The following is a 13,594-nucleotide window of genomic DNA, read 5'->3' as shown; positions in this document are numbered from 1 at the left end:
TGGTGTACCTGGTGATTGCCGTGTCGCAGCTGCGCATGCGCGCCATCACTGACCGCCAGGGCACCGAGCTTGCGTTCAAGATGTGGCTGTTCCCCTGGCTGACCTGGCTGGTGATCGGCTTGATCACCCTGGTGCTCGGCTACATGCTGATCAGCCCGGCCTACCGCTATGAAACCCTGATGACCGCAGGGGTGACCCTGGCCATCCTGCTGATCTCGCTGACCCGGCGCAAAACGCCGGCCGATGCGCCGGTCGGCAGCCCGGCGGTGTCAGGCAAAGGCCTCTAGCGCGGCGCTTGGCAAGGCAAAAGCCCATGACCGGTTCATGGGCTTTTTCGTTGTGCGGCGTTACTATCGGGGTCGCTTTCCCACCAATAACAGACAATCAGGAAGCCTATGAGTACCCAAGCCTTATCCCTGCAGGAACTGGCCGCCCCCGAAGGCGTCTGCTACGGCTGCGGCTGTTCCCACCCCAGCGGCCTGCACCTGAAAAGCCACTGGGACGCCGATGGTATCCACCTGCTGTGCCGCCACTCACCCGACGGCACCTTCCTCGGCTGGCCGGGGCTGGTGTATGGCGGCTTGCTGGCAATGCTGGTCGACTGCCATTCCAATTGGACCGCCATGGCCTACCACTACCGTGCCGAAGGCCGGGAGCCCGGCAGCCTGCCGCGCATCGACTGCGTCACCGGCCAGCTCAGCCTGACCTACCTGAAACCAACGCCGATGGGCGTCGAGCTGTTGCTCAAGGCCCGGGTCGAAGGTGAGGTCGGGCGCAAGAGCCGAGTGATCTGCGAGGTCTGGGCCGACGACGTGCTGACCGTGACCGCCGATTCGGTGTTCGTGCGCGTCGATACCGAGAAACTCAAGCACAAGGCCCACGGCACGGCTTGAGTGCTCAGAAGGGCACGGCGATGGTCAACTGGCTGTAGACGTTGGTGCCGTTGCCGCCCACCTGGTTGCCGCCGTTATCGCTGCTCTTGCGCGGTTGGTACAGGCCCAGCAGCGGGCTGATGATCAGGTGCTCGCTCACCGCCCATTCGGCGTACAGATCCAGCTCGCGGCCGTCGAGGTTCAGCGTGCTGCGCTCGTGCAGGGTCTTGTAATTGAACAGCAGCACGCCCAGGGTCAGCGCCTCGACCGGGGTGGCCTTGAGGCCGACAAAGTGCACGTCGTTGTTGCTGTTGAACGGGCCTGAATAGTTGCCCGTGACCTCGCCCTGGAACCAGGTGCCGTAGCCGCGGTTCATGCCGTTGAACATCGAGTCCCAGCCTTCGGAATAGCGGCTGTAGCGATAGGTCAGGTCCGGGCGCCAGGGCACATCGGCAAAGGTGTAGCCGGCCTCGGCGTACCAGGCTTTCTCCGGCCCTGCGTGCTTGTTCTGCCTGGCGTACTCAAAGGCAAAATGCGCGTTCTCGACCCCGGCGTCACCGGCACCGCGCAGGCTGTAGATGTCCATGCCTTCACGTTGCTTCTGGAATTCGCTGGCGTAACGATCATCGACATTCAGGCCACGGATGTAGGTCAGCTCCAGGGTGCCGGGGGCGGCGCTGTAGGCCAGGGTGCTGGCGGCCAGTTCGCTGTTGGCCTGGGCGCGGTTATCCGACTTCATCCACAGCAGGCTGGCGTGCAGGCCATCCTTGCCGCCCAGGCGCAGTACTGCGGTCTTGTCGAAGGCATGGCGGGCGGCCAGGTAATAGGCGCCACCGCGATTGAGCTCGCCATCGGCCGGGCCTTTGCCGAAGTTCAAGCCGTCGTCGTTGATGATGAAGCCATCGCCGAGGGTGATGACCTGGCGGCCGAACGACAGGTCCAGGCCATCGTCGCCCAGTGCCGGGATCAAATTGCCCGAGCGCCAGCCGGCGAAGGCTTCGTCGAATTTAGTGGTGCGCTCGCTGCCATCGCTGATGCCGGCGGCATCGCCGTCGCCCCAGGTCGCCGAACTGACCAGGTTGGCGGTGCCGTACAGCGTACCCAGATCGTCCAGGCGCTGGTCGGCACTCAGGCCATATTTGATGAAGCCCTCGCGCCAGGTCGAGCCGCCGGTGGTGCCGTCGTAGTTCTTGCGGCTGTTGAACAGGCCATACACGGCGAGGAAGTTGGCGTTCAGGTGCGTGTCGTCATCGGCAAACAGCTCAAGTGCCTGAACCGGGGGCAGGGCCAGCAGCAGGCTCAGGCTGGAGCCCTTGAGAAAATGGGGGAGGCGGGTGGTCATGGCGCAGGTTCCCTAAAGGAGGCGTTGGTGGCCGCCATTTAGGGTGGCAAGGCCCCGGCAGGTCTTTGCTTTGCCTGCCAGGGCGGTTGATCCTGCTCGCCAGCAGGGTTAGCGCAGGGTGCCGGCCATCTGCCCGAACACGTCCAGCACGGCGCTGGCCAGGTCCTTGCTGCGCAGGCCGTTCCAGCCGGTCTGGGGGTTGGGGGCGTCGTCGTGGTCCTTGAACGGCATTTCCAGGGTCAGCGACAGGCAGTCAAAGGCCTGGCCGACGCTGTTGCAGGCCAGGGTCATGTTAGCTTGGCCAGGAGCGGAAAGCGGATAGCCATGCACCTGCTGGAAGTCCACGGTGCGCTTGCACAGGCTGTCGCGGAAGGTGGCTTCCAATGCAGCAATACGCGCGGTATAGCCGGGGTTGCCTTCGCAGCCGGCGGTGAACACGTGGGGGATTTCTTCGTCGCCATGCACGTCGAGGAACACGTCGACGCCATGCAGTTTCATCTGCTGCTGGGCGAACAACACTTCCGGGCTTCTGTCGATGCTTGCATCCTGCCAGGCGCGGTTCAGGTCCTGGCCCTTGGCGTTGGTGCGCAGGTGGCCGTGGAGGGCGCCGTCGGGGTTCATGTTCGGGATCAGGTACAGGTCGGCCTCCTGCAGCAAGGCCTGGATAGTCGGGTCATTGTGTTGCAGGCGGTCGATCACCCCTTCCATGAACCATTCGGCCATGTGCTCGCCTGGGTGCTGCTGGGCGATGATCCACAGTTTGCGCTTGCCCGGCGCCCCGCTGCCGGCACGCAGCAACTGGATGTCGCGGCCCTCGACGCTGCGGCCGGTGGCCAGCAGCTCGACGCCCGGGAGGGTGCTGGCACGCTCGATCAACTGGTTGTGGCGCGCGCGCGGGTAGGGCTCGAAGTAGGCGAACCAGGCCTGGGGCTGCTCGGCCTTGAGGCTGAAGTTCAGGGCCTTGCCATCGAAAGTAGTGGGCACCCGGAACCACTGTTGCTGGTCGTAGGAGGCCACGGCCTGGTAACCGCTCCAGGCCTCGTGGTAGGACGAGGCGCCGGCGTTTTCCAGGCTGAACCCATGGGTCTGGCCCGGGGTCAGCCCCGCAGCCTTGAAGTGGAACCACTGGAAGTGGTCGCTGCTGGTGTCGGGGCGGATATCCAGGCGCACCCGCTTGGGGTCACTGGCATCCTTGACGAGGATGTTGCCGGAATCGAAATCGCAGTCGATGTGCAGGGGGGACAGCGTCACGGTCATCACCAGGCTCCATGTAGAGTTGTTGTGACACCTACTCTACACGCCTGGCTCAGGACCAGAAACCGATCGCTGCCAGGGCGGCCAGGCCCAGGCCGATGGCCACCGAGCAACCGCCCAGCGACAAGCTTGCCCGTGGTTGCCGGTACCAGCCGTCCTCGCCCAGCTGGCGGGCCGGGGCCAGCAGGGTGCGCCAGCGCAGCTCGGTGGCATGGAAGGCCTCACGGTGCTCGGGGGCGCTGTCCAGCCAACGGCGAAAGTCGATGCGTTCGCTGGCGGTCACCTGCGGGCTTTGCAGGCGTACGTACCATTGGCCGGCGATGTTGGCCAGGGCGTCGCGCTCTTCGCGGGCGGTGTGCAGGGCCTGGTTCATGTGGCGCTCGACGGTGACCGCGGGCAGGTTCAGGCGCTCGGCGATGCTGGCGAACGACAATTGGTCGAGGCGGCTGAGCAGGAACACCTGTTGAACGCGGCGTGGCAGCTTTCTAAGGCGCTGCAACAGGGCATCGTCCGTCAGGTCGTGGGAAAGGGAATTGTGTTCAAGGGGCAGCAACAGACGGGTCATGTACAAGCTCCTTGCTGGTCGGTGGAGTGGGGGCGTCTTCCGTGACGCTGTAACAGCTTATTCGTAACGAGATTGATTCTCAAGTGCTAATTCTGCAAAGCGCTGTTACAACCATTCACTGTGCGACATTCATTTGCTATCATCGCGGCCATTCGAGCAACACCCCTCTTCATTAGCCTGAAGACCAAAAAAAAAGACCCGGCAAAAAGCCGGGTCAAAAACCGTGATTAGCCTGATGAGGAGATAATCTGAGAGTCCGACCTAAGGGCTTTCAGTTTATCCAACCAGTCTCGCGACCAGTTGTGAGCAATAATAATCGTTATCATTTGCAAGTCAAATGAATTTTCTGTCATTCCGTAAAAATCTTTTACCGAATGCGCTCCCTCCAGACCGGCGGACACCAACACCCGCCTTCGGTCGACTCCCCACGAAATCCGTAGATCGCTGCTCAGGCAGGGTCCTGGTTGGCCGCCTTGCGTTCGAGCATGGCCCTGGCCATGTTGATCATGTGCATTGACGCCAGCGCCAGGTCCCGGGGGACGCCTTGCAGGCCGTCAGCCGATTCGTAGGCGGTGGCGGCGGCGCAGCGCAACAGGTTGGTGGCGTGAGCCGTGGCCTGGGCGCCGCTGAGGCCTTCGCGGGCCACCATCAGCGGTTCGTCCGGGCCGAACTGCACGGGTGCGGGGTTGAGGTAGTAGTCCAGCGCACGCCGGGCGGCATCACTGTTACTTAATGCTTCGCTATCAAGGCTGAGGTCCGTGTCAGGAAATGTCGGTTTCATTCGGCTGCCTGCTGTTTGGGTAAGCGATTAAAGGTGCTGGGGAATATTAATACGACATGTAGTTTTTGCGATTGTTTAAATACTACAATATGTGTATTGAGTGCCAGAAGGCAGTCCGTATCGTGCCAGCGATGGATAAATGGACTGACCTGGTAAAAGCCAGGATGCGTGAACTGAAGGTCACGCAGGAAAATCTTGCCGAACGCATCGGGGTCACCCAGGGCGCCGTGGGCCATTGGCTGCGCGAGGAGCGCGAGCCGAAACTCAAGGTGCTCAACCAGATTCTGGTGGAGGTGGGGCTGCCGCCGTTGCAGATGGTTTCCCCTCACCAGGTGGCGGAAAACCACGGTTCCTACACAGTCTCGGGTAACCCGACTACTGTTACTGGCGCCGATGGCCTACAGCACGATCTGTATTTTCGCTATCCGATTCTGAGCTGGGGCAATCTCGACCCGATCGAGGTAGGTGAAGACTGTGCGCTGCAGTCAACCGACTATAAAGCGCAGGGGCGGGCGTTCTGGCTCAAGGTCGAAGGCGATGCGATGACAGCGCCACTGGGTGTGAGTGTGCCGGAAGGGATGTTGATCCTGGTGGACACTGCGTTGCCTGGCGAGCCCGGCAAGCTGGTGATCGCGCGTTCGCCCGACAGCAAAGCGCCGCGTTTTCGCCAGCTGATCGAGGAGGGCGGGCAGCGCTATTTAAGGCCGCTGAACCCGACCTATCCCAAGGTCCTGTGTACCGAGCAGTGTGAAATGCTGGGGGTGGTGGTGCAGGCGTTGGTGAAATTCTGAGACACCGTGTCGCCTGCATCGCCGGCACGACTGGCTCCCACAATGAGCCCGCATGCACCGATATCCTGTGGGAGCCGGCCTTGCCGGCGATGGGCTGCGTTAGCAGCCCCAATGACTCAAGCCTCTTCCAGTTCCACCAGCACAGCCCCTTCACTGACCATCTCGCCTTCCTGGCAGAACAACGCCTTGACGGTGCCGGCATGGGTCGCGCGGATACTGTGTTCCATCTTCATGGCCTCCAGCACCACCAGTTGCGTTCCGGCTTCCACCGCCTGACCGACCTCCACCAGGACCCGCACGATGCTGCCGTTCATGGGCGCGCCCAGACCGCCCTGATGGCTGTGGCTGGCGTCGGCTTCGGCGATCGGGTCGTAGCGGTTGACGCTGTGCAGCTCACCGTCCCATTGCAGGTACAGGGTGTCGCCACGGCGGATCGCCAGGTGCCGACGGCGCAGGCCGTCCTGATCGATCAGCAGGTGCTCACCGTCGAGCTTCAGGTTCGACGCCGCCGCCTGGCTCAGGTTGATGGCCCGGGCTTCACCGTTGCAGGTCAGGTGCAGGCTGATCTGCGCCGCAACACCTGCGCGAAAGCCGTTGTTGGCGGCCCAGGGTGAATGACGGTCGTCCGCGCGCGGTTGCAGCGGCTGGCTCTGGATGCAGGCTTCAGCTGCCGCCTGCCAGAACGCCTCGGGCAACGCTTGCGGCGCTGGCAGCAGTTGCTCCTGGTAGCGCGGGATAAACCCGGTATCCAGCTCGGCCTCGGCAAACGCCGGGTGGGCGAGGATGCGCCGCAGGAAGGCAATGTTGGTCTTCGGCCCGCCAATGGCGAACTCGTCGAGCATTGCCAGCAAGCGCAGGCGCGCCTGTTCACGGGTTTCGCCCCAGGCGATCAGCTTGCCGAGCATCGGGTCATAGAACGGCGAGACGTCGTCGCCTTCGCTGACGCCGCTGTCCACCCGCCGACCGTCGCCCGGCGCCGACTCGCGGTACAGCGCCAGATGGCCGGTGGCCGGGAGAAAATCATTGGCCGGGTCTTCGGCGTACAGCCGCACTTCGATGGCGTGGCCGTTGAGCGGCACCTGCGCCTGGGTGAGCGGCAGCGGTTCGCCACAGGCGACGCGGATCTGCCAGGCCACCAGGTCCAGGCCGGTGATCGCTTCGGTGACCGGGTGCTCGACCTGCAGGCGCGTGTTCATCTCCATGAAGAAGAACTCGCCACGGGCATCGAGCAGGAACTCCACGGTGCCGGCGCCGACATAACCGATGGCCTGGGCGGCCTTGACCGCCGCTTCGCCCATGGCTTGGCGCTGGGCGCTGCTCAGGCCCGGGGCCGGGGCTTCTTCGACCACCTTCTGGTGACGGCGCTGGATCGAGCAGTCGCGCTCGTTGAGGTACAGGCAGTTGCCGTGCTGGTCGGCGAATACCTGGATCTCCACGTGGCGGGGCTTGAGCACGTACTTTTCCACCAGCATGCGCGCATCGCCAAACGATGACTGGGCTTCACGCTGGGCCGAGGCCAGGGCTTCGCCGAGCTGGCTTTCGTGCTCGACCACCTTCATGCCCTTGCCACCGCCGCCGGCGGTGGCCTTGAGCAGCACCGGATAGCCGATCTTCTCGGCGGCGGTGCGGAAGGTTTCCAGGTCCTGGGCCTCGCCGTGATAGCCCGGCACCAGTGGCACGCCGGCCTGTTCCATCAGGGCCTTGGCCGCCGACTTGCTGCCCATGGCATCGATGGCGCTGGCCGGTGGGCCGAGGAAGATCAGCCCGGCCTGCTCGATGGCACGGGCAAAGCCTGCGTTCTCGGACAAAAAACCGTAGCCGGGGTGGATTGCCTGGGCGCCGCTGGCTTTTGCCGCGGCCAGTAGCTTGTCGATGTCCAGGTAGCTGTCAGCGGCCTTGGCACCGCCGAGGTCGACGCGAATATCAGCTTCGCGGCTGTGCCGCGCTTCACGGTCGATGGCGCTGTGCACGGCCACAGTGGTCAGGCCCAGGGCCTTGGCGGTGCGCATCACCCGGCAGGCGATCTCGCCGCGGTTGGCGACCAGCAGGGTGGTCAACGGGGTGCGGCTCATGGGCGCGGCTCCTTGTTCGACGGTTGGCCCTGCCAGGCCGGGCTGCGTTTTTCCAGGAAGGCGCGCAGGCCTTCCTGCCCCTCGGGGCTGACGCGGATGCGGGCGATGGCGTTTTCGCAGTAGCGACGGATGGCCGGGGTCAGTTCGCCGTGGCCGACTTCGCGCAGCAGCTCCTTGCTGGCGCGCATGGCTTGCGGGCTGTTGAGCAGCAGGTTGTCGATCCATTGGCCGACCTGCTGTTCCAGCTCGGCGGCCGGGTAGGCTTCGGCCAGCAGGCCCAGCTCGCGGGCGCGTTCGCCGCTGAAGCGTTCGGCGGTCAGGGCGTAGCGGCGCGCGGCACGCTCGCCCATGGCCTGGACCACGAACGGGCTGATCACCGCCGGGGCGAGGCCGATGCGCACCTCGGACAGGCACAGTTGCGCGTCACTGGCGCCAATGGCCATGTCACAGCAGCTGATCAGGCCCAGGGCGCCGCCAAAGGCTGCGCCTTGCACCACGGCCAGGGTCGGCACCTTGAGCCGCGCCAGGTTGTACATCAGCTCGGCCAGCTCGCGGGCGTCGTCAAGGTTGGTGTTGTAGTCCAGTTGTGCCGACTGCTGCATCCAGGCCAGGTCGGCACCGGCGCTGAAGTGCCGGCCACGGCCACGCAGCAGCACGAAACGCAGGCTGCTGTCGGCGCCGATGTGGTCGATGGCGATGATCAGCTCGCGGATCATCTGCGCGTTGAAGGCGTTGTTCTTGTCTTCCCGGCTCAGCCACAGGGTGGCGAAACCACGGGGATCCTTGATCAGTTCAAGGGTAGTGAAGTCGCTCATGGTCACATCCGGAAAATGCCGAAACGGCTTTGTTCGATCGGTGCGTTGAGGGCCGCAGACAACGCCAGGCCCAGGATCTCGCGGGTTTGCGCCGGGTCGATGACACCGTCGTCCCACAGCCGCGCACTGGAGTAGTAGGGGTGGCCCTGATGCTCGTACTGATCGAGGATCGGTTGCTTGAGGCGTGCTTCATCCTCGGCGCTGAAGGCGTGGCCGCTGCGTTCGCTCTGCTCGCGCTTGACCTGGGCGAGCACGCCGGCGGCCTGTTCGGCGCCCATCACGCCGATCCGCGCGTTGGGCCACATCCACAGGAAGCGCGGGTCGTAGGCGCGGCCGCACATGCCATAGTTACCGGCACCGAAGCTGCCGCCGATGATCACCGTGAACTTCGGCACCTGGGCGCAGGCCACGGCGGTGACCAGCTTGGCGCCGTGCTTGGCGATGCCGCCAGCCTCGTACTTCTGGCCAACCATGAAGCCGGTGATGTTCTGCAAGAACAGCAGGGGGATGCCACGCTGGCAGGCCAGTTCGATGAAGTGCGCGCCTTTTTGCGCCGCTTCCGCGAAGAGGATGCCGTTGTTGGCCAGGATCGCCACCGGGTATCCGTGCAAGTGGGCGAAGCCGCACACCAGGGTGGTGCCGAACAGCGCCTTGAATTCATCGAACACCGAGCCGTCGACCAGCCGCGCAATCACCTCGCGCACATCGAACGGCTGCTTGGCATCGGCCGGAACCACACCGTACAGCTCTTCGCTGCTGTATAGCGGCGCCACCGGGGCACGTTGCTGCAACTCGCCAAGCTTGTGCCAGTTGAGGTTGGCCACGCAGCGCCGGGCGATGGCCAGGGCGTGTTCGTCGTTGTCGGCATAGTGGTCGGCCACGCCGCTGGTCTTGCAGTGCACGTCGGCGCCGCCGAGGTCTTCGGCGCTGACCACTTCACCGGTGGCAGCCTTGACCAGCGGCGGGCCTGCGAGAAAGATCGTCGCCTGCTGGCGGACCATGATCGCTTCGTCGGCCATGGCGGGCACATAGGCGCCACCGGCGGTGCACGAGCCCATGACCACGGCGATCTGTGGAATGCCGAGGGCGCTCATGTTGGCCTGGTTGAAGAAGATCCGCCCGAAGTGCTCGCGGTCGGGGAACACTTCATCCTGGCGCGGCAGGTTGGCGCCGCCGGAGTCCACCAGGTACAGGCACGGCAGGCGGTTCTGCAGGGCGATGGCCTGGGCGCGCAGGTGTTTTTTCACCGTCAGCGGGTAGTAGGAGCCGCCTTTGACCGTGGCGTCGTTGGCGACGATCATGCATTCGACGCCTTCGACCCGGCCGATGCCGGCGATCACACCAGCGGCCGGGACGTCTTCGCCGTACACCGCATGGGCGGCCAGCTGGCCGATTTCGAGGAACGGCGAGCCGGCGTCGAGCAGGCGGTCGATCCGATCGCGCGGCAGCAGTTTGCCCCGCGAGGTGTGCCGCTCCTGGGCCTTGGGCCCGCCGCCCTGGTGAACCTGGGCGATCAGGCTGCGCAAGGCGTTGACCTGTTCAAGCATGGCCGCGCTGTTGGTGGCGAATTCCGCCGAGCGCGGGTTGATGTGGGTGTGCAAGGTAGCCATGGCGCGATTCCTTGTGCTCAGCGGGTTTCGTTGAACAGTTCGCGGCCGATCAGCATCCGGCGGATCTCACTGGTACCGGCGCCGATCTCGTAGAGCTTGGCGTCACGCAGCAGGCGGCCGGCCGGGAACTCGTTGATGTAGCCGTTGCCCCCCAGGATCTGGATCGCCTCAAGGGCCATCTGGGTGGCGCGCTCGGCGGTATAGAGGATGACCCCGGCGGCGTCCTTGCGCGTGGTTTCGGCGCGATCACAGGCCTGGGCCACGGCGTACAGGTAGGCGCGGCCGGCGTTGAGCTGGGTGTACATGTCGGCGATCTTGCCCTGGATCAGCTGGAACTCGCCGATGCTCTGGCCGAACTGCTTGCGGTCGTGGATGTAGGGCACGACCAGGTCCATGCAGGCTTGCATGATCCCGGTCGGGCCGCCGGAAAGCACTACGCGTTCGTAGTCCAGGCCGCTCATCAGCACTTTTACGCCGCCGTTGAGCACACCGAGGATGTTCTCTTTGGGCACTTCGACGTTGTCGAAGAACAGCTCGCAGGTGTTGGAGCCGCGCATGCCGAGCTTGTCGAACTTGTTGCTGCGGCTGAAGCCCTTCCAATCGCGCTCGACAATAAAGGCGGTGATGCCGTGGGCGCCTTTTTCCAGGTCGGTCTTGGCGTAGATCACATAGGTGTTGGCGTCGGGGCCGTTGGTGATCCAGGTCTTGCTGCCGTTGAGGACGAAATGGTCGCCGCGCTGTTCGGCGCGCAGTTTCATCGACACCACGTCGGAGCCGGCGTTGGGTTCGCTCATGGCCAGGGCGCCAATGTGCTCGCCGCTGATCAGCTTGGGCAGGTACTTGGCTTTCTGCTCGGCGTTGCCGTTGCGGTTGATCTGGTTGACGCAGAGGTTGGAGTGGGCGCCGTAGGAGAGGGCGACCGAGGCCGAGCCGCGGCTGATTTCTTCCATGGCCACCACGTGGGCCAGGTAGCCAAGACCGGCGCCGCCGTATTCTTCCGGGACGGTGATGCCGAGCAGGCCCATGTCGCCGAACTTGCGCCACATGTCGGCGGGGAACAGGTTGTCCTGGTCGATCTGCGCGGCGCGCGGCGCCAGTTCAGCGGCGACGAAGGACTGGACCTGGTCGCGGAGCATGTCGATGGTTTCGCCCAGGGCGAAGTTCAGGGTCGGATAACGCATGCTGGCACCTTCTATTTGTTCTTGGATCAGGGTGTGGTGTCTGCCCTCATCGCTGGCAAGCCAGCTCCCACAAGTAGCGAGTGCACCGAACACTGTGGGAGCTGGCTTGCCAGCGATGGGCTTGTAACCTTTACGTTAACGTAAACCTGCCGCCCGATGCTGTCAATCTCGTCATGACCTTTACGTTAACGTAAATTTGGGCCAGAGTAAGACCCGCTTGAGTCAGCTCCCAGAACAACCACAAAAAGGGACCGCCATGAATCAACCGAGCTATACCCAGGGCCGCCAGGACAAGCCGTTGCTGGCCATGACCATCGGCCAGGCGTTTGACCGGACCGTGTCGCGTTTTGCCACGCGGGAGGCACTGGTGGTGCGCCACCAGCACCAGCGTTATACCTGGCAGTCGCTGGCCGCCAGCGTCGACCTGCATGCCCGGGCGCTAATGGCGCTAGGGCTGAAAACCGGCGATCGCTTAGGAATCTGGGCCCCCAACTGTGCGCAGTGGTGCATTGCCCAGTTCGCCAGTGCCAAGATCGGCGTGATCCTCGTCAACATCAACCCGGCCTACCGCACCAGCGAGCTTGAGTATGTACTCAAACAGTCCGGCTGCCAGTGGGTGATCAGCGCCGGTGCCTTCAAAACCTCCGATTACCACGCCATGCTCGGTGAATTGCTGCCGGACCTGGCCCGGCAAACACCAGGGCAACTGCGCAGTGAGCGCTTGCCGGAGCTGCGCGGGCTGATCAGCCTCGACCTGCAGCCGCCGGCGGGCTTTCTGCCCTGGGATCGTCTGGCCGAGCTTGCCAGTGAAACCGAACCGGCCGAGTTCCAGGCCCGTCAGCAAAGCCTGCAGTTCGACCAGCCGGTGAACATCCAGTACACCTCCGGCACCACCGGCTTCCCCAAGGGCGCCACGCTCAGCCACTACAACATCCTCAACAATGGCTACATGGTCGGCGAGAGCCTGGGCCTTGACGAGCACGACCGCATGGTGATCCCGGTGCCGCTGTACCATTGCTTCGGCATGGTCATGGGCAACCTCGGTTGCATCACCCATGGCAGTACCATGATCTACCCCAACGACGCTTTCGATCCGCTGCTGACCCTCAGTTGCGTGGCTGAAGAGCAGGCCACCACCCTGTACGGTGTGCCGACCATGTTCATCGCCATGCTCGACCACCCGCAGCGGCCGGAGATGGACCTGTCGAGCCTGCGCACCGGGATCATGGCCGGCGCCACGTGCCCGATCGAGGTGATGCGCCGGGTGATCGGCGAGATGCACATGAGCGAGGTGCAGATCGCCTACGGCATGACCGAAACCAGCCCGGTGTCGATGCAGACCGGTCCCGATGACGACCTGGAACTGCGCGTGACCACGGTCGGGCGGACCCAGCCGCAACTGGAGAGCAAGATCATCGATGAACAGGGCTGCATTGTGCCGCGCGGGCAGATTGGCGAGCTGTGCACCCGCGGTTACAGCGTCATGCTCGGTTACTGGGGCAATCCGGCTGCCACCAGCGAAGCTATCGACCCGGCGGGCTGGATGCACACCGGCGACCTGGCGACCATGAACGAGGCAGGCTATGTGTGCATTGCCGGGCGCAACAAGGACATGATCATTCGCGGTGGCGAGAACATCTATCCGCGAGAGCTCGAGGAGTTTTTCTTCACTCACCCGGCGGTGGCGGATGTGCAGGTGATCGGTATTCCCGATGAGCGCTATGGCGAGGAGATCGTCGCCTGGATCAAGTTTCACCCCGGCCACAGCGCCAGCGAGATCGAACTGCAACAGTGGTGCAAGAGCCGCATTGCCCACTTCAAGACTCCGCGCTACTACCGCTTTGTCGAGGAGTTCCCGATGACGGTGACGGGCAAAGTGCAGAAGTTTCGCATGCGTGAGATCAGCATTGCAGAGCTGATCAAGCGCTGAATTTTTCGCGGGGCAAGCCCGCTCCTACAGATTGTAGGAGCGGGCTTGCCCCGCGATGTCTACGCTTTCACCGGCGGCTCGTTACTCGGCGAGTCGCCCACGGTGGGCGGCACCGTCGGTTTGACCGGCACCGATGGGAATGTGCATGACCTGCTCAGGATTCCTACCCTGGCCTTGGCCAATTGCTGATTTTTTTTGAACCCCAAGCCGCGCCCCCGCTCGAACCTTTACCGTCACTTCATAACGGAGCAATGTTCGATGACCCGCGATGAGCCCTTCGAAACCGACCGCATGCCCTCGGCGAGCGACCACCCGGACCAGGCCCTGAGCCTGTCCCAGGCCTTGCTCGAACCGCGGATCGTGATCGAGAACACCGTGCCG

At 63.9% G+C, this 13,594-nt stretch carries 13 protein-coding genes and 1 pseudogene; 6 read left to right on the top strand and 8 right to left on the bottom strand.

Annotation, left to right across the window (positions count from 1 at the left end):
* Both UW3_RS0116825 and UW3_RS0116820 read left to right on the top strand, forming a co-directional pair.
* A pseudogene (locus tag UW3_RS0116825) lies at positions 1-287 on the top strand (hypothetical protein); the annotation flags it as partial.
* A gap of 108 nt (positions 288-395) precedes the next feature.
* On the top strand, positions 396-893 hold the full coding sequence (locus UW3_RS0116820; protein WP_010223767.1) for a PaaI family thioesterase: 498 nt from the start codon (positions 396-398) through the stop codon (positions 891-893).
* 4 nt (positions 894-897) lie between these two features.
* Here UW3_RS0116820 and UW3_RS0116815 read toward each other — a convergent pair whose 3' ends face one another.
* The 4 genes from UW3_RS0116815 to UW3_RS0116800 all read right to left on the bottom strand — a co-directional run bounded on the left by UW3_RS0116815 (position 898) and on the right by UW3_RS0116800 (position 4,814).
* Positions 898-2,214, bottom strand: a complete 1,317-nt coding sequence (locus tag UW3_RS0116815; protein ID WP_010223766.1) for an alginate export family protein — start codon at positions 2,212-2,214, stop codon at positions 898-900.
* Between the two features lie 108 nt (positions 2,215-2,322).
* Entirely contained in the window at positions 2,323-3,471 is a 1,149-nt protein-coding gene (locus tag UW3_RS0116810) for a M14 family metallopeptidase (protein ID WP_010223764.1), read from the bottom strand.
* A gap of 49 nt (positions 3,472-3,520) precedes the next feature.
* Positions 3,521-4,033, bottom strand: coding sequence for a DUF4880 domain-containing protein (locus UW3_RS0116805; protein WP_010223762.1), 513 nt, complete (start codon positions 4,031-4,033; stop codon positions 3,521-3,523).
* A gap of 448 nt (positions 4,034-4,481) precedes the next feature.
* Positions 4,482-4,814, bottom strand: a complete 333-nt coding sequence (locus tag UW3_RS0116800; RefSeq protein WP_010223760.1) for a DUF6124 family protein — start codon at positions 4,812-4,814, stop codon at positions 4,482-4,484.
* Positions 4,815-4,945: 131 nt separating this feature from the next.
* Here UW3_RS0116800 and UW3_RS0116795 point away from each other — a divergent pair, with 131 nt between their 5' ends.
* Entirely contained in the window at positions 4,946-5,605 is a 660-nt protein-coding gene (locus UW3_RS0116795) for a LexA family protein (protein WP_026001374.1), read from the top strand.
* Between the two features lie 116 nt (positions 5,606-5,721).
* On the opposite strand, the gene UW3_RS0116790 is transcribed toward UW3_RS0116795, so the two are convergent.
* Genes UW3_RS0116790 through UW3_RS0116775 form a run of 4 tightly spaced genes read right to left on the bottom strand, consistent with a single transcriptional unit; the run spans position 5,722 to position 11,283 of the window.
* On the bottom strand, positions 5,722-7,677 hold the full coding sequence (locus UW3_RS0116790; protein WP_010223756.1) for an acetyl/propionyl/methylcrotonyl-CoA carboxylase subunit alpha: 1,956 nt from the start codon (positions 7,675-7,677) through the stop codon (positions 5,722-5,724).
* Positions 7,674-8,492: a gamma-carboxygeranoyl-CoA hydratase gene (locus UW3_RS0116785; protein WP_010223754.1), complete on the bottom strand. Its 819-nt coding sequence runs from the start codon at positions 8,490-8,492 to the stop codon at positions 7,674-7,676. The genes UW3_RS0116790 and UW3_RS0116785 overlap by 4 nt, the downstream gene beginning before the upstream one ends.
* 2 nt (positions 8,493-8,494) lie before the next feature.
* Positions 8,495-10,102, bottom strand: coding sequence for a carboxyl transferase domain-containing protein (locus tag UW3_RS0116780; RefSeq protein WP_010223752.1), 1,608 nt, complete (start codon positions 10,100-10,102; stop codon positions 8,495-8,497).
* Positions 10,103-10,119: 17 nt separating this feature from the next.
* Positions 10,120-11,283 carry an isovaleryl-CoA dehydrogenase gene (locus UW3_RS0116775; protein WP_010223751.1) on the bottom strand — a complete coding sequence of 388 codons (1,164 nt, stop codon included), beginning with the start codon at positions 11,281-11,283 and terminating at the stop codon, positions 10,120-10,122.
* Between the two features lie 256 nt (positions 11,284-11,539).
* On the opposite strand from UW3_RS0116775, the gene UW3_RS0116770 reads away from it, so the two are divergent.
* The 3 genes from UW3_RS0116770 to UW3_RS30275 all read left to right on the top strand — a co-directional run.
* Positions 11,540-13,213 carry an AMP-binding protein gene (locus tag UW3_RS0116770; protein ID WP_010223750.1) on the top strand — a complete coding sequence of 558 codons (1,674 nt, stop codon included), beginning with the start codon at positions 11,540-11,542 and terminating at the stop codon, positions 13,211-13,213.
* Positions 13,214-13,258: 45 nt separating this feature from the next.
* The gene (locus UW3_RS28890) at positions 13,259-13,402 is read left to right on the top strand and encodes a hypothetical protein (protein ID WP_158467532.1); all 144 of its coding nucleotides are present in this window, start codon (positions 13,259-13,261) and stop codon (positions 13,400-13,402) included.
* 69 nt (positions 13,403-13,471) lie between these two features.
* Positions 13,472-13,594 (top strand): hypothetical protein (locus tag UW3_RS30275; RefSeq protein WP_010223749.1); only part of this gene is annotated, 123 nt, incomplete at its 3' end.

The organism is Pseudomonas donghuensis, assembly GCF_000259195.1.
Classification (GTDB): Bacteria; Pseudomonadota; Gammaproteobacteria; order Pseudomonadales; family Pseudomonadaceae; genus Aquipseudomonas; species Aquipseudomonas donghuensis.
The sequence above is the reverse complement of the archived record's forward strand: the minus strand, read 5'-3'. Positions and strand labels throughout refer to the sequence as shown.

Excerpts from the sequence above, each read along its gene's own strand:
- UW3_RS0116820 (WP_010223767.1), top strand. The coding sequence starts at position 396 with ATGAGTACCCAAGCCTTATCCCTGCAGGAACTGGCCGCCCCCGAAGGC.
- UW3_RS0116815 (WP_010223766.1), bottom strand. The coding sequence starts at position 2,214 with ATGACCACCCGCCTCCCCCATTTTCTCAAGGGCTCCAGCCTGAGCCTG.
- UW3_RS0116810 (WP_010223764.1), bottom strand. The coding sequence starts at position 3,471 with ATGACCGTGACGCTGTCCCCCCTGCACATCGACTGCGATTTCGATTCC.
- UW3_RS0116805 (WP_010223762.1), bottom strand. The coding sequence starts at position 4,033 with ATGACCCGTCTGTTGCTGCCCCTTGAACACAATTCCCTTTCCCACGAC.
- UW3_RS0116800 (WP_010223760.1), bottom strand. The coding sequence starts at position 4,814 with ATGAAACCGACATTTCCTGACACGGACCTCAGCCTTGATAGCGAAGCA.
- UW3_RS0116795 (WP_026001374.1), top strand. The coding sequence starts at position 4,946 with ATGGATAAATGGACTGACCTGGTAAAAGCCAGGATGCGTGAACTGAAG.
- UW3_RS0116790 (WP_010223756.1), bottom strand. The coding sequence starts at position 7,677 with ATGAGCCGCACCCCGTTGACCACCCTGCTGGTCGCCAACCGCGGCGAG.
- UW3_RS0116785 (WP_010223754.1), bottom strand. The coding sequence starts at position 8,492 with ATGAGCGACTTCACTACCCTTGAACTGATCAAGGATCCCCGTGGTTTC.
- UW3_RS0116780 (WP_010223752.1), bottom strand. The coding sequence starts at position 10,102 with ATGGCTACCTTGCACACCCACATCAACCCGCGCTCGGCGGAATTCGCC.
- UW3_RS0116775 (WP_010223751.1), bottom strand. The coding sequence starts at position 11,283 with ATGCGTTATCCGACCCTGAACTTCGCCCTGGGCGAAACCATCGACATG.
- UW3_RS0116770 (WP_010223750.1), top strand. The coding sequence starts at position 11,540 with ATGAATCAACCGAGCTATACCCAGGGCCGCCAGGACAAGCCGTTGCTG.